Annotated in this window: 12 protein-coding genes; 5 read left to right on the top strand and 7 right to left on the bottom strand. The window is 60.2% G+C overall.

Going from position 1 to position 15,574, the window contains the following annotated elements; genetic code table 11:
- Nucleotides 1-9: 9 nt before the first annotated feature.
- The 3 genes from ispG to HJB83_RS12870 form a co-directional block, all read right to left on the bottom strand.
- On the bottom strand, nt 10-1,260 hold the full coding sequence (gene ispG / locus HJB83_RS12880) for a flavodoxin-dependent (E)-4-hydroxy-3-methylbut-2-enyl-diphosphate synthase (protein ID WP_221131623.1): 1,251 nt from the start codon (nt 1,258-1,260) through the stop codon (nt 10-12).
- Nucleotides 1,261-1,510: 250 nt separating this feature from the next.
- On the bottom strand, nt 1,511-2,704 hold the full coding sequence (locus HJB83_RS12875; RefSeq protein ID WP_221159559.1) for an MFS transporter: 1,194 nt from the start codon (nt 2,702-2,704) through the stop codon (nt 1,511-1,513).
- Between the two features lie 64 nt (nt 2,705-2,768).
- Complete coding sequence (locus HJB83_RS12870) at nt 2,769-3,545, bottom strand: DeoR/GlpR family DNA-binding transcription regulator (protein WP_207582236.1); 777 nt, start codon at nt 3,543-3,545, stop codon at nt 2,769-2,771.
- Nucleotides 3,546-3,846: 301 nt separating this feature from the next.
- Here HJB83_RS12870 and HJB83_RS12865 point away from each other — a divergent pair, with 301 nt between their 5' ends.
- From HJB83_RS12865 to HJB83_RS12855, 3 genes are all read left to right on the top strand, one after another.
- Nucleotides 3,847-4,620: an amino acid ABC transporter substrate-binding protein gene (locus tag HJB83_RS12865; protein WP_207582237.1), complete on the top strand. Its 774-nt coding sequence runs from the start codon at nt 3,847-3,849 to the stop codon at nt 4,618-4,620.
- A gap of 93 nt (nt 4,621-4,713) precedes the next feature.
- A complete protein-coding gene (locus tag HJB83_RS12860) occupies nt 4,714-5,394 on the top strand; it encodes an amino acid ABC transporter permease (protein ID WP_164007407.1) in 681 nt (226 codons plus the stop codon).
- Nucleotides 5,391-6,152: an amino acid ABC transporter ATP-binding protein gene (locus HJB83_RS12855; protein ID WP_207582238.1), complete on the top strand. Its 762-nt coding sequence runs from the start codon at nt 5,391-5,393 to the stop codon at nt 6,150-6,152. Before HJB83_RS12860 ends, HJB83_RS12855 begins: the two co-directional genes overlap by 4 nt.
- Before the next feature lie 44 nt (nt 6,153-6,196).
- Here the strand turns inward: HJB83_RS12855 and HJB83_RS12850 are convergent, their stop codons facing one another.
- From HJB83_RS12850 to HJB83_RS12840, 3 genes are all read right to left on the bottom strand, one after another.
- Nucleotides 6,197-6,769 (bottom strand): NADPH-dependent FMN reductase, encoded by a 573-nt coding sequence (locus tag HJB83_RS12850; RefSeq protein WP_207582239.1) that lies wholly within the window; start codon nt 6,767-6,769, stop codon nt 6,197-6,199.
- A gap of 202 nt (nt 6,770-6,971) precedes the next feature.
- A complete protein-coding gene (gene pyc / locus HJB83_RS12845; RefSeq protein WP_207582240.1) occupies nt 6,972-10,436 on the bottom strand; it encodes a pyruvate carboxylase in 3,465 nt (1,154 codons plus the stop codon).
- 216 nt (nt 10,437-10,652) lie between these two features.
- A complete protein-coding gene (locus tag HJB83_RS12840) occupies nt 10,653-11,408 on the bottom strand; it encodes a LuxR family transcriptional regulator (protein WP_207582241.1) in 756 nt (251 codons plus the stop codon).
- Between the two features lie 319 nt (nt 11,409-11,727).
- On the opposite strand from HJB83_RS12840, the gene HJB83_RS12835 reads away from it, so the two are divergent.
- Both HJB83_RS12835 and HJB83_RS12830 read left to right on the top strand, forming a co-directional pair.
- The gene (locus HJB83_RS12835) at nt 11,728-13,491 is read left to right on the top strand and encodes a glucan ABC transporter ATP-binding protein/ permease (protein WP_207582242.1); all 1,764 of its coding nucleotides are present in this window, start codon (nt 11,728-11,730) and stop codon (nt 13,489-13,491) included.
- 435 nt (nt 13,492-13,926) lie between these two features.
- The gene (locus HJB83_RS12830; protein ID WP_207582243.1) at nt 13,927-14,280 is read left to right on the top strand and encodes a VOC family protein; all 354 of its coding nucleotides are present in this window, start codon (nt 13,927-13,929) and stop codon (nt 14,278-14,280) included.
- Nucleotides 14,281-14,332: 52 nt separating this feature from the next.
- On the opposite strand, the gene HJB83_RS12825 is transcribed toward HJB83_RS12830, so the two are convergent.
- Nucleotides 14,333-15,571: an OpgC family protein gene (locus HJB83_RS12825; protein WP_221131622.1), complete on the bottom strand. Its 1,239-nt coding sequence runs from the start codon at nt 15,569-15,571 to the stop codon at nt 14,333-14,335.
- Nucleotides 15,572-15,574 lie beyond the last annotated feature (3 nt).

The raw sequence follows: 15,574 nt of genomic DNA, 5'->3' as shown, positions 1-15,574 counted from the left end.
TGCGGTCGCTCATTCCGCCGCCGTCCGCTGACCGAAACGCTTCTCGATATAGTCGACGACAAGCGCCTCGAAATCGGCAACGATATGGGGGCCACGCAGCGTCAGAGCCTTCCGGCCGTCGATGAAGACGGGCGCCGCTGGCGTCTCGCCGGTGCCCGGAAGCGAAATGCCGATATCGGCATGTTTGCTTTCGCCGGGACCGTTGACGATGCAGCCCATGACGGCGACGTTCAGCGCCTCGACGCCAGGATATTTCTCGCGCCAGATCGGCATGTTCTTGCGGATGTCGTTCTGGATGTTCTGGGCAAGCTCCTGGAACACCGTCGACGTCGTGCGTCCACAGCCGGGACAGGCGGCAACGACAGGAATGAACTGGCGGAAGCCCATGACCTGCAGGATCTCCTGCGCCACCTGGACTTCACGCGTGCGGTCGCCGTTCGGCTCCGGCGTCAGCGACACGCGGATCGTATCGCCGATGCCGTGCTGCAGTACGAAGCCCATCGCCGCCGACGAGGCGACGATACCCTTGGTGCCCATGCCGGCTTCGGTCAGACCGAGATGCAAAGCATGATTGGAGCGTTCGGCGAGCATGGAATTGACGGCGATCAGGTCCTGGACCTGGCTGACCTTGGCCGACAGGATGATGCGGTTGCGCGGCAGGCCGATCTCTTCGGCAAGGGCTGCCGAAAGCAGTGCCGATTGCACGATCGCCTCGCGGGTCACCTGCCGGGCCGAAAGCGGCGAACCGGCTTCGGCATTCCTGTCCATCAGCGCCGTCAAGAGATCCTGATCGAGCGAGCCCCAGTTGACGCCGATGCGCACCGGCTTGTCGTAGCGGATCGCCATCTCGATGATCTCGGCGAATTGCTTGTCCTTCTTGTCCTTGAAGCCGACATTGCCGGGGTTGATGCGGTATTTCGCCAGCGCCTCGGCACAATCAGGATGATCGGCAAGCAGTTTGTGGCCGATATAATGGAAGTCGCCGATCAACGGCACGTCCATGCCAAGCCGCAACAGCCGCTCGCGGATCTTCGGCACGGCGGCCGCACTCTCGTCACGGTCGACGGTGATGCGCACCAGTTCCGAGCCCGCCCGGTGGAGGGCAGCGACCTGGGCAACGGTCGAATCGATATCGGCCGTATCGGTGTTCGTCATCGATTGCACGACGACCGGCGCCCCGCCGCCGACGATGATGCCGCCGACATCGACGGCAATAGAAGCGCGGCGCGGTTTCGGATCAAAATCGGCGGCTGAGGACATGAAGAGTTTTTGCACCCCTAAAGCATGTCGCGCAAAAGTGTGCAGCGGTTTTGCGATAACGACATGCGTAAAAATAAGAACCTAAAGCGCAAGAAGCGAATCCGAGAGATTGCGACGCGCTTTAGAAACAGTGTCTTTCAGGTGGATCATGACCGCTTTCTTGTCAACCGCCCTTGATATCACTTTTGTTGGGAGGCGGCTCAGAACAGGATTCAGATTTTAGGCCGTCCCGACCTAAAATCATTCTGGTCTAGTGGCCGCTTCCGGAGACTCCATCGGCATAATGGGCCAGGTTAGAAAGCAGGAGAACAACAAGGAGCAGCACCGGCAGCGCCATGAAAACGATGGCGAAACCGATATGCTCGGCGACGAAGCCGATCAAGGACGGCGCAACCAGCATGCCGGAATAGCCCATGGTGGTCACGACAGAGATGCCGATGCCGGGCTTGAGGCCGGGAATGTTGCCCGCCGCCGAGAAAGCGATCGGCACCATGTTGGAAATGCCGATGCCGCAAAAGGCAAAGCCCAGAATGGCGATCTCGGCGTTGGGTGCCAGGCCTGCAAACAGCATGCCGACGATGGCAAACAAGGTGCAGATCCGCAGCGTCTTGACGCCGCCCAGGCGGTCGCGCACCAGGTCGCCGGCAAAGCGCATAATCGCCATCGTCGCCGAAAAGGCTGCGAAACCAAGGCCGGAAAGCGCCACGGATGCATCCATTTCCTGCCGGAGATAGAGCGCACCCCAGTCCAGTACCGCGCCTTCCGGCACCATGCTGAACAAGGCCATCAAACCGAGCAGCCACGGCAGCGGCACCATCGGCAGTCTTGTCTTTTCGTTCCTTGTGTCGGGATGCGGCGGATCAGCAAGGATCATAGGCCAGGAGATAGCCAGGAAGATCGCCGCCAGCACCGTCGCCAGTTCGGCATGACCGAGAATGCCGAGCTTGGAGATCGCGATGCCGCCGAGGCCTGAGCCGATCAGCCCGCCAAGGCTCCAGAAAGCGTGGCAGGACGACATGATGGAGCGGCGCATGGATTTCTCCACCGACACCGCATTGGCGTTCATCGCCACATCCATGGCACCGATGAAGCCGCCGAACAGGAAGAGCGAAATTGCCGCGGTGACGACATTTGGCGCCAGCGTCAATGCCAGCAGCAATGGCAGCACGCAGACAGCCAGGACCTGAACGACGACACGCGAGCCGTGTTTGGCAATCTGCGCCCCGGCGATCGGCATCATCACCAGCGAGCCGACGCCGAAGACCAGGATCATCAGCCCAAGTTCGAACTTGGAGAGCGCCAGGCGCTCGGCAAAATCCGGGATCTTCGGCGCCCAGCAGCCGACGACGAAGCCGTTCATCAGAAAAAGCAGGGAAACCGCCGCCCTGCTTTTGGTAACGAAGCCGCTCCGCGCTCCCGGCGACGCATTCACATGACTATCCATTTCTCGGTCTTCCTCATTGCCGGGCTTATACGCGCCCGGTTTCCCTAAACTCTATGACAACCGCCTAGTTCGTTTTCTCGGCGATAACAGTTCTGCATCCGCGCTCGCGATAACCGGCGAGTATGGCCGGATCGGCATCGTGCTCGACGACCAGGCAGTCACAATGAGCAACCGGCAGGATGCTGTGCGGGGCAGCCGTGCCGAACTTCTCCGAAGTTGCCGCCACCAGCACTTTTCTGCTTCTCGACGCCGCATACCGCTTGAACTCGGCATCTTCGAAACCGAACACCGTGATGCCGGCCTCAAGATCGACGCCGCAGGCACCAAGAATACAGAGATCGGGCGCAAGCTGTTCCATATCCCGCAAGGCTTTGGCGCCGAGCGAACCGCCCGTCTGCCGGTCCACCATTCCGCCGATCAGGATGACGTTGACGGCAGGCTTATCGATCAGCTCGGCGGCAATCGCCGGCGCATTCGTCGCAGCCGTCAGCGCCAGTTCGGCCGGCAATGCGTTGGCAATCGCCAGATTGGTGCTGCCGGCATCGAAAAACACAGTCGAACCGGCGGCAATCTGCTGTGCCGCAGCGCGCGCCAATGCCTGTTTCCGGTCAGCCGCAAAACCCATCCGCTGCGTCAGGTTCCCGTGCGCCGGCGAGACCGGCAGTGCGCCGCCATAGACCCGCTCGCAGAGCCCTGCAGCGGCCATCTCCCGCAGATCGCGGCGCACCGTATCCTCGGAGACGCCGAATTCGAGGGCAAGTTCCGTCGCCAGGACGCGGCCGTTGATCCGCAGCCTGTCGGAAATCACGCCTTGGCGCTCGCGCAATAGGAAATCCTGCATGTTTTTACCGGGTCGAAATCATTGGAACCAGAAACGTGCATAAACACTTATGATCATGCGCACAACATGCATAAACACACGTTTCCTGACGGTCTGAAACAAAGCTCTCCGACCAGAGTGGAATCCGGACAGCCTGGTTGGCGGATGGAGCCGGTTTCTACAGGATTCACGGTTTAACCGGCCGCTTGAGAAAAATATTTGCAGTTGCTGCTTTTATTCGCAGTTTTTTACGCTTCCGACGCCCTAATTTTCTGCGAACTATCGCTCATCCGATGACAACCTCCCAAGGATGGATAAAACAATGAACTGGTTGAAAACCGTCGCCGCCGCTGCCCTCATTCATGCTGCTGCCCTCCTGCCTGCCCATGCCGGCGAGAACCTCGCCGCCATCAAATCGGCCGGCGTCTTCAAGATCGGCACCGAAGGCACTTACGCGCCCTTCACCTTTCATGACGAAAGCGGCAAGCTCGTCGGCTTCGACGTCGAGATCGGCGAAGCGATCGCTGCCAAACTCGGCGTCAAGGCCGAGTTCGTCGAGGGCAAGTGGGATGGCCTGATCGCCGGCCTCGACGCCAAGCGCTACGACACCGTCATCAACCAGGTCGGCATCACCGAAGCCCGCAAACAGAAATATGATTTCTCCGAACCCTATATCGCTTCCAAGGCCGTGCTGATCATCCGCGACGGCGACGACAGCATCAAGACCTTCACCGATCTGAAGGGCAAGAAATCCGCCCAATCGCTGACCAGCAATTTCGGCAAGATCGCAACCGAAGCCGGTGCCGAACTCGTCGGCACCGACGGTTTCGATCAATCGATCCAGCTCGTGCTGACCAAGCGCGCCGACGCCACGATCAACGACAGCCTCTCCTTCCTTGATTTCAAGAAGCACAAGCCGGACGCGCCGGTGAAGATCGCCGCAGAGCAGGAAAATGCCGATTATTCCGGCATCATCATCCGCAAGAACGAGCCGGAGCTTCTTGCCGAAATCAACAAGGCGCTTGCCGACATCAAGGCCGACGGCACTTACAAGAAAATCGCCGACAAGTATTTCGGCCAGGACGTTTCGAAGTAAGTCCCACTCAAGAATGGCCCTCCCCCCTTGTGGGGAGGGGTTGGGGAGGGGTATTCGAGATATCACCACCCAACTGACGAGAGGGAACGCCCCTTGCCGCACTGGCTCCAACTCATGGCGGATTCGCTGCCCTCGCTCCTCTGGGCGGGGCTGATCTTCACCATTCCGCTGACGCTGCTGTCCTTCGTCTTCGGCCTGGCCCTCGGGCTCGCCACCGCAATCGCCCGACTCTTCGGGCCGGCGCCGCTTTCCGCCATCGCTCGTTTCTATGTATGGGTCATCCGCGGCACGCCGCTGCTCGTTCAGCTCTTCGTCATCTTCTACGGCTTGCCGAGCCTCGGCATCCTGCTTGACGCCTTTCCAGCCGCCCTGATCGGCTTCACGCTGAATATCGGCGCCTATAGTTCCGAGATCATCCGCGCCGTCATTTCCTCGGTGCCGAAGGGCCAGTGGGAAGCCGCCTATTCGATCGGCATGAGCTGGCGCCAGGCGATGAGCCGCACCATCCTGCCGCAGGCCGCCCGCGTCGCCGTGCCGCCTCTGTCGAACACCTTCATTTCGCTGGTCAAGGACACCTCGCTTGCCGCCGCAATCACCGTGCCGGAGCTCTTCCAGGCGGCGCAGCGCATCGTGGCCACCACCTATGAGCCGCTGATCCTCTATATCGAGGCGGCGCTGATCTATCTTGCCCTAAGCTCCGTCCTCTCGCAGCTGCAGGTGCGGCTGGAACGCCGCTTCGCGCGTTATGGCGGCATGCTGGAGGCAAATGCATGATCGAGCTTTCCAACATCGAAAAGCGCTTCGGCGACGCCGTCATCCTCAAGGATATCAGCATCCGCATTCCCGAAGGCAGCGTCACCGCCCTGGTCGGGCCTTCGGGCGGCGGCAAGAGCACGCTGCTGCGCTGCATCAACCTGCTCGAAATTCCGACCGCCGGTTCCATCCGCCTCGGAGAGGAAACGCTGGCCTTTGCGCCGGGCAAACGAACGAGCTGGCAGGCGATCCAGAAGATCCGCCGCCAGACCGGCATGGTCTTCCAGAACTTCCAGCTCTTCCCGCATCAGACCGCGATTGAGAATGTTATGGAGGGCCTGGTGACAGTCCTGAAATGGCCGAGGGAAAGGGCGCGCGAGCGGGCGATGGAGTTGCTGACCAAGGTCGGCATGACCCACAAGGCCGATGCATGGCCTTCGACGCTCTCGGGCGGTCAGCAGCAGCGTGTGGCGATCGCTCGCGCCTTGGCGCCGTCGCCGCGCGTGCTTCTCTGTGACGAACCGACCTCGGCGCTCGATCCGGAACTCTCGGCAGAAGTGGTCGATGTGCTGGGTCAGCTTGCCCGCGAAGGCACGACCATGGTGATGGCGACTCATGATCTCAGGCTTGCCTCGAAGATCGCCAATGACGTCGTCTTTCTGGAAGCCGGAAGCGTGGTGGAAACGGGTAGCGCCAGGGCGATCTTCACTGCGCCGGAGCGCGAACGCACCAAGCGCTTCATCTCGACGATCAACGCGGCGCATACCTACGACATTTGAAGCAATGCCGGGATGCGGCCATCCCGGCATTGCTGGAACTCCAATCAGGAGGCCGTGACGACGGCGCGCGCAGCCTTCAGCGCATTGCCCCACCATGTGATCTGATCGAGCAGGTTCTTGGCAGCCTCGTTGAGATGGGCGTAATCGCCAAGGCTCTTGCCTTCCTTGAGAACGGCAAGATATTCGCTGAATGCGATGTGGACACCGGTCTTGACGGAAGCAGCGCCCATTTCCACGAAGATCAAACGCAGTTGCTCGACCGCACGTGCGCCGCCGACGCCGCCGTAACCGACAAAACCGACCGGCTTCTGGATGAATTCGCCGAGATCGATCGCGTTTTTCAGAACGGCCGTCGGAGCATGATTGTACTCGGCGGCGGTGAAGATGAAGCCGTCGAATTCGCGCAGCTTCTTCTTCCAGCGCTCGGCGGAGTCGCTTTCCGCTGTGGTGGCGCGCGCTTCGCCGAAGAAATGCATGGGATAGTCGATAAGATCGAGAACTTCGACTTCCAGATCGGAGCGCTGGCCGACCAGCTCGGCAATCCACTTGGCCGGATGTTCGGCGAAACGGCCAATACGCGTGCTGCCGACAATGACGGCAATCTTCAACTTGCTCATGGAGATGATTTCCTGATGGGTCTTGGGGGCGGATGGTGGGAGCGCAAGTCTATGAGAAAGTCTCCTCGCCGGGCAAGGCAAGGAGACTGCCAACTCGTCGAAAAATCTGCTTTTCACCGCCCGATCATACACAATCGGGTGATTGGCCGCAGTCGTTGGACAGCAGAACGAAGCCTCTCGGCGACGATCGCCCGCCCGTTGCTCAAGCGCCATAGACGACGAGCAGGTCCTTGGCGTCGATCTGATCGCCGGCCCGCACCAGCACCTCCGAGATCGTCCCGTCCTTTTCCGCATGCAGCGCCGTTTCCATCTTCATGGCCTCGATGGAGACGAGCACGTCGCCGGCACTGACCGCCTGACCTGGAGAGACGAAGACACGGCTGATGACGCCCGGCATGGGCGCACCGACATGGACGGCATTGCCCGGTTCCGCCTTGCGGCGGACGGCTGCACCTGTTGCCCCATGGGCCCGGTCCGGCACCTTGATGCGGCGCGGCTGGCCGTTGAGTTCGAAGAAGATGGTCACCATGCCCTGGCTGTCAGTCGCGCTCATCGCCTGGTTGACGATGACCAGCGTCTTGCCGCGTTCGATATCGGCAAACAGTTCCTCGCCATCTCCAAGCCCGTAGAAATAGGCCGGCGTCGGCAGCACCGAAACCGGGCCGTAGGTATCGGAGGCAAGCGCGAAGTCGGTGAACACTTTCGGGTACATCAGGTAGGAGGCGAATTCGAAATCGCTGACCTCACGTTCCAGCTTCGTCTCGATGACCTTGCGCTCAGCATCGAGGTCGGCCTCCTTGAGCAAGGAGCCGGGCCGCACGGTATAGGGCTTGTCGCCCTTCAGGGCCTTCTTCTGCAGCGTTTTCGGCCAGCCTGAGGGCGGCTGACCGAGATCACCCTTCAGCATCGACACCACCGATTCCGGGAAGGAGACTTCCTTGTCGGCGCTGACGACATCGGCAACTGTCAGGTCCTGGGAGACCATCATCAGCGCCATGTCGCCGACCACCTTGGAGGACGGCGTCACCTTGACGATATCGCCGAACATCTGATTGGCATCGGCATAGGCCTGCGCCACCAGATGCCAGCGGGTCTCGAGGCCGAGTGAGCGGGCCTGTTCCTTGAGGTTGGTGAACTGGCCGCCCGGCATTTCATGTAGATAGACTTCCGAGGCCGGGCCTTTGAGGTCGCTTTCGAAGGCGGCATATTGGTTACGCGCCGCTTCCCAATAGAAGGAGACGCGGCGGATCCACTCCGGATCGAGGCCCGGATCGCGCTCCGTACCGCGCAGCGCCTCGACGATCGAGCCGAGACAGGGCTGCGAGGTGTTGCCGGATAGCGCATCCATCGCCGCATCGACCGCATCGACGCCGGCATCGACGGCGGCAAGCACGGTCGCGGCCGCAATACCTGATGTATCATGCGTATGGAAATGGATCGGCAGGCTGGTCGCTTCACGCAGCGCCTTGAACAGAACCTTCGCAGCCGCAGGCTTGAGGAGGCCGGCCATATCCTTGAGCGCGATGATATGCGCGCCGGCCTTTTCAAGCTCGACCGCAAGGTCGGTATAGTATTTCAGATCGTATTTCGGACGGGCCGAGTTCAGGATATCGCCGGTATAGCAGATCGCCGCCTCGCAGAGCTTGTTCTCCTCGGCAATGGCATCCATCGACACCCGCATGTTCTCGACCCAGTTCAGGCAATCGAAGACGCGGAAGAGATCGATGCCGCCCTTGGCTGCCTGGCGGACGAAGTATTTGACGACATTGTCGGGATAGTTGGTGTAGCCGACGCCGTTGGCGCCGCGCAAAAGCATCTGCAACAGAAGGTTCGGCGCGCCCTCGCGGATCAGCGCCAGGCGTTCCCACGGATCCTCCGTCAGAAAGCGCATCGAGACGTCGAAGGTGGCGCCACCCCAGCATTCGAGCGACAAAAGGCTCGGCAGTGCATGCGCATAGGTGCCGGCGATGCGGGCGATGTCATAGGTGCGCATGCGGGTGGCGAGCAATGACTGGTGGCCGTCGCGCATCGTCGTGTCGGTCAGAAGCACGCGTTTTTCATTGCGCATCCATTCGCCGAATTTCTTCGGACCGAGCGTGTCGAGCAGTTGCTTCGTTCCATCCTTGACCGTGTTGCCATTGGCGTAGGGAACCACCGGCTGGGCAGCGTTATCAAGCGGCCTTGGCCTGTCCTTGGCCTCGGGATGACCGTTGACGGTGACGTCGGCCAGATAGGTCAAGAGCTTCGTCGCGCGGTCCTGGCGCTTGACCTGCTGGAAGAGTTCCGGCGTCGTGTCGATGAAACGTGTCGTGTAGCTGTTGTCGCGGAACTTCGGATGGCCGATGATCGCTTCGAGGAAGGTCAGGTTGGTAGCGACGCCGCGAATACGGAACTCGCGCAGCGCCCGGTCCATGCGGCTGATCGCTTCGGACGGGTTCGGCGCCCAGGCCGTGACCTTGACGAGCAGCGGATCATAATAGCGGGTGATGATAGCGCCCGAATAGGAGGTGCCGCCGTCGAGACGGATGCCGAAACCCGACGCCGAGCGATAGGCGGTGATGCGGCCGTAATCCGGAATGAAATTGTGCTCCGGATCCTCGGTGGTGATGCGGCACTGCAGCGCATGACCGTTCAGGCGGATGTCAGCTTGAGCGGGAACGCCCGATTCCGGCGTGCCGATCGCAAAGCCGTCGAGAATGTGGATCTGCGCCTTGACGATGTCGATGCCGGTGACGACTTCGGTCACCGTATGCTCGACCTGGATACGCGGATTGACCTCGATGAAGTAGAATTTGCCGGTATCGCTATCCATCAGATATTCGACGGTGCCGGCGCCGACATAATTGGTCGCCGAGGCGATCTTCAGCGAATAAGCGGCAAGCTCCTGGCGTTGCGCTTCCGAGAGGTAGGGCGCAGGCGCGCGCTCGACGACCTTCTGGTTACGGCGCTGGATCGAGCAGTCACGTTCAAACAAATGAACGACATTGCCGTGTGTATCGCCGAGAACCTGGCTTTCGACGTGGCGGGCGCGTTCGACGAGCTTTTCCAGATAGACCTCGTCCTTGCCGAAGGCGGCCATCGCCTCACGTTTGGCCTCGGTCACTTCACGGGCCAGATCCTTCGGATCGCGGATGGCGCGCATGCCGCGACCGCCGCCGCCCCAGGAGGCCTTCAGCATTACGGGATAGCCGATCTCCTCGGCCATCTTCGCCACTTCGGCCATATCCTCCGGCAACGGCCCCGTGGCCGGCACCACAGGCACGCCGACCGAGATCGCCAGGTTGCGCGCTGCGACCTTGTTGCCGAGCTGGCGCATCGTATCGGCCTTCGGGCCGATGAAGATGATGCCGGCCTTGTTGCAGGCATCGACGAATTCGGGACTTTCCGACAACAGGCCATAACCTGGATGAATGGCATCGGCGCCTGAGAGCTTTGCGACGCGGATCACTTCCTCGATCGACAAATAACTTTCGATCGGGCCCATGTCCTTGGCAAGATGCGGGCCGCGGCCGACCTGATAGCTTTCGTCCGCTTTGAAACGGTGCAGCGCCAGCTTGTCTTCCTCCGCCCAGATCGCCACGGTTTTTATTCCAAGCTCGTTGGCCGCGCGAAACACGCGAATGGCAATTTCGGAGCGATTGGCAACGAGTATCTTGGAAATGGGCAAAACGGTCTCCTCAGGCGTTCAGACGCGGGCATGCTGCACCCGCGAAGGAAATTCTTAACTTCTTGTTACAGGAAGTTCAATTTCTCTTGCGACTGCGAAATGCAATTTCTCGCCATTCTAAATGCTGATGATGTCAGGCCGGATCGGCATAAATCGTATTTCTTATCAAAATCAAAGGCATAGCATGAAAACCGCTCATCCTTTCGGCATCATGCTCTAGCTTATCAAGCGGTGACGGAAGGCAAGCGCCACCGCCTGCTGCCGGTTTTTCGCCTTTAGCTTGTTCTGCAAGCCGTTCATATACCAGTCGACGGTGTGGTTTGAGATCTTCAGCATCTTGCTGATTTCCATCGAGGTCATGCCTTCGGCGAGATAATGCAGGATCTCCATTTCGCGTCGCGTCAGCGGCGTGTCGGCCGGCAGCACGGTTTCCAGCGCCTCCGCCTCATCCTTCAGCTCGAGCAATCGCCAGAAGCTTTTGCGTGCCACGGCCTCGAAAAGGGCGATCTCCACCGGCGACAGCTCGATCGGCTTGCCGGCGAGACTGAGGTTGCCGAGAATGCCGTTCCGTCCGTGGATCGGAAAGATATAACCGTCTTCCAGTCCGTGACCGAAAGCATCGACCATCATCTGCTCCATCCGACGCTTCTGCGCATCCTTGCGGAATGCTGCCAGGCTTTCCCGCCAGCGGAAGGGCCGCTGCGCATGAGCGAGGTAGCGCACCATCGGATCGATCAGCACATATTTTTTCGCGGTATAGATTTGCGGCCATTGTTGCGGCCAGCGGCCGGCAAGCGCCGCAGCCCAGGGTTCCGGATTCTGCTGCGCCGGATTCTGCGGCAAATGGCGCCGTAGGCCGTAATATTCGAAGCCGCAATCTTGGATGACCTGCTCCAGCTCGGTAACCACGGCCTGAGGATTTGACGTTTCTTCCAGAATGATAAGCAATTGAATTAACAAATTAATATTCACAAAATGCCCCTTGCCCGGACGGATGCCCGCATCGAGGCCGTCGGCGGCTTTTCAAATTGGTCGCGAAACGGTCTTCTTCAAAAAATGCAGTCTCTAATTTAATGCTGCGCTAAATATTTATTAAAATGCAAGCGCAAATTGTTGCAGGGATATAACCGAGCAGAAAATTCAGCGCCATAGTCATCTCGTCGAATCCCACGATAATGCGATCGGGTTACTCGTCGCCTCGATGGACCCTGAATACTCCGTTAATCGCCGGTTCAGGTAACCTTTTGTAGCATCGCATCATCCAGTTTCGCAGATGCATAAGAGGTTCGACGTGACGCTATTCAAGGTCTATGCAAGAGCTCTGCGCTATCTCAGCGCCTACAAGCTGCGCGTATCCCTGGTCGTGGTCGCAAACATCGTTCTGGCGACAATTACCATTGCGGAGCCGATCCTGTTCGGTCGCATTATCGATGCGATTTCGGGCAAGGGTGAGGTCAAGCCCATCCTTTTCATGTGGGCGACCTTCGCCGTTTTCAACACGGTTGCCTTCGTCCTGGTCGCCCGCGAGGCCGACAGGCTGGCCCATGGCCGGCGCGCGACGCTGTTGACGGAAGCCTTCGGCCGGATCATCTCCATGCCGCTTGGCTGGCACCATCAGCGCGGCACCTCAAACGCGCTGCATACATTGCTGCGCGCCTGCGAGACGCTGTTCGGTCTCTGGCTGGAATTCATGCGCAACCACCTGTCGACGGTTATCGCGCTTGCCCTTCTGATACCGACGGCAATGGCGATGGACCTGCGCCTTTCCGCCGTGCTCATGGTGCTCGCCGTCGCCTACTGGATGATCGGTCGCGTCGTCATGAGCCGCACCAAAGACGGCCAGGCTTCGGTCGAAAACCATTATCACACCGTCTTTTCGCATGTCAGCGACTCGATCAGCAACGTGTCTGTCCTGCACAGCTACAACCGCATCGAGGCTGAAACCAAGGCGCTGAAATCCTTTGCCGACCGCCTGCTCGAAGCCCAGTATCCGGTGCTCGACTGGTGGGCGATCGCCAGCGCGTTGAACCGCATGGCGTCGACCATTGCAATGATGGTGGTCCTGATCATCGGCACCATGCTTGTTCAGGCCGGCCAGCTGCGCGTCGGCGACGTCATCGCCTTCATCGGCTTTGCCAACCTGCTGATCGGCCGCCTCGACCTGATGCGCCAGTTCGCCACGCAGATTTTCGAAGCCCGTTCCAAGCTCGAGGAATTCTATGCGCTCGAAGACTCGGTGCGTGAACGCGAAGAACCGGCCGGCAATGGCGAGATCAAGGACGTCAAGGGTGCGATCGAATTCCGCGACGTCTCCTTCGGCTTCGGCAACAGCTCGCAGGGCCTGCACAATGTCTCCTTCTCGGTGAAGGCAGGCCAGACGGTCGCGATCGTCGGCCCGACCGGTGCCGGCAAGACGACGCTGGTCAACCTGCTGCAGCGTGTTTACGACGCCCAGGGCGGCCAGATCCTTGTCGACGGCACCGATATCACCAAGGTGACCCGCAAGTCGCTGCGTCGTCACATCGCCACCGTCTTCCAGGATGCGGGCCTGCTGAACCGTTCGATCAGCGACAATATCCGCCTCGGCCGTGAAGGCGCCAGCGAAGAGGACATGCGCCGTGCGGCCGAAGCCGCCGCTGCCGCCGACTTTATCGAGACCCGTGAGGATCGCTACGATACGCATGTCGGCGAACGCGGCAACAAGCTCTCTGGCGGCGAGCGTCAGCGCATCGCCATCGCCCGCGCTATCCTCAAGGACGCGCCGATCCTGGTGCTCGACGAGGCGACCTCGGCGCTCGACGTCGAGACTGAAAACCGCGTCAAGGCCGCAATCGACAACCTGCGCCAGAACCGCACCACCTTCATCATCGCCCACCGCCTGTCGACGGTCCGCGAAGCCGATATGGTGCTCTTCCTAGACGACGGCCGCGTGGTCGAACAGGGTAGCTTCGACGAACTCAGCCACAGCAACGGCCGCTTCGCCGCCCTGCTGCGCGCCAGCGGTATCCTGACGGACGAAGAGGTCCGCAAGGCCCATACCACCGAAGCCGCCTGATCGGCTTGGGTTTCAAACAAAGGCCGGAGGGTAACCCCTTTCGGCCTTTTTTGTTGGGCTGGGTTAAGAGGCTGCATCGAACGGCATTCCTACGACACGCTTTCAGACTTTGCTTTATCCGAATACCGCCGTGGACGATATGCATTGGCACTGTGCCGTGTGGATATCCCCTCTGCCCTGGCGGGCATCTCCCCACAAGGAGGGAGATCGGCTGGCGCGATGGTTTCCCCAAACAATGACCAACTGATGTCCCGCACGGCAGTAGAGAGGAATTGAGGGCCAACCACTGGCTGATCTCCCCATCTGTGGGGGAGATGCCCGGCAGGGCAGAAGGGGCTCACACGCAGCAACGTCTCGATTCCAAGCCAAACCGATTGACCACCCTACCGATCTTCCTAATTTCCGGTTTGATACCGACTACCGAAGGGAAAAACCATGAAGGTCCTGCGCATCGTTGCCAATGTCCAGGCACCTGACATCACCATGGCCCGGCGGTTCTATCAGGATATCCTCGGTCTTGACGTCATCATGGATCACGGATGGATCGCGACGTTCGGCGCCCCGCGCTCGATGACCGTTCAACTCAGCGTGGCCAGCGAAGGTGGCTCCGGAACGCCGGTACCGGATCTCTCGATCGAGGTCGACGACCTCGACGCCGTGTTTAAGGCAATGTCGGCGGCTGGCTTTCCCATCGAATACGGCCCGGCCGATGAGCCCTGGGGCGTCAGGCGCTTCTATGTGCGCGATCCTCTGGGCAAGCTGGTGAACATCCTTGTTCACAAAAACTAAGCCGGCGGCCATCGGCCGCCGGCTCCCTTCATCTCACAGGCATATCCAAAGCCTATTTCCGATCGTTGCGGCGATAGACGTTGGCCGTTCCGCCAATGCGGACGGGCACCGGGACGCTGGCGAGCTCCGTGACCAGTTTCGCCTTGACCTTGCCCTGCTGGCGCTTGCGTTCGAGATAATAGGCATAGGCGAATTGCGTCGCGATACCAACGATCACGAAGAGCGGACCGACCAGCGGATCCTTATTGGTAATATAGAGCACTACCTGGCCAATCATGGCGAGGATCGTGCCGGCGACGAAAATGTTCAGCGAATGGCGGCCGAGGATCGCCAGCGGATGGTCTGCAGGACGGCGCAGAATGCGCGAGAGCGCCGGAATGCTGATGACCAGATAGGTCAGTGCCAGCACGTGCAACAGACGCGGCAGCGACAGGAAGGTCTTGTCGAAACCGGTGATGACCGTCGGCAGGCCAAGTGCGGCCAGCGAATTGCCGAAGACCCAGAGCTGGCCGGTCACCCAGACAAAGGACAGCGCGACGTAACCGGCAGCGGCCGCAAGCAGCAGCCGATGCCGGGGGATGGTGCCGCCGCGCTTGATATGCAGCATCGAAACGATGCCGATCGAAAACAGGAACTGCCATGAAAGCGGATTGAGGAACCAGTAGCTTTCGATCAGCATGTTGTGCGGCGCCACTTGGTAGATGCCCGCAAGCAGCCAGACCGTGCCGGAAACGCCGAGCGCCAGCAACGGGCTCCGGGCATTCAAAAGCAGGATGATCGGCACCATCAACATCAACGCGCCGTACATCGGCAGGATATTGTTATAGCCGATCTGGTGGCCGAGCAGCAGCAACGCCGGAATGCCTTCCTTCAGGTTCATCAGCACCGCCAGGATGTTGATTTCGACCAGCAAGCCCGGCCGGTGAAACAGCCACGCGCCGCAGATAAACAGCGCCAGCGTCATGAAGGTGGTGATCATGTGGGCGAGATAGAGCGTGAAGGCGCGCTTCACCGCCTTGATCGCCATCGTCAGCCGGTTGCCCGGCCGGAACCCGGAACCGTAGGCAAGGCCGACGGCAATGCCCGAGATCAGCACGAAGGCTTCTGCAGCATCGGAAAAACCGAAATTCTTCGTCGTCAGATATTCGAAGATCTGTCCGGGAACATGGTTGATGAAGATCATGATCAGCGCCACGCCGCGCAAGACGTCGAGCCTTGTATCACGTATTGGCGCGGCGGCGGATAGGGAACTGCGCCCAGTGACGATGGCTTGGGTCGGCGTGCTAGCCATGGG

It is taken from the genome of Rhizobium sp. NZLR11 (genome assembly GCF_019685115.1).
In the GTDB taxonomy this organism is placed as follows: domain Bacteria; phylum Pseudomonadota; class Alphaproteobacteria; order Rhizobiales; family Rhizobiaceae; genus Rhizobium.
This window is presented reverse-complemented; position numbering and strand designations above follow the sequence as displayed.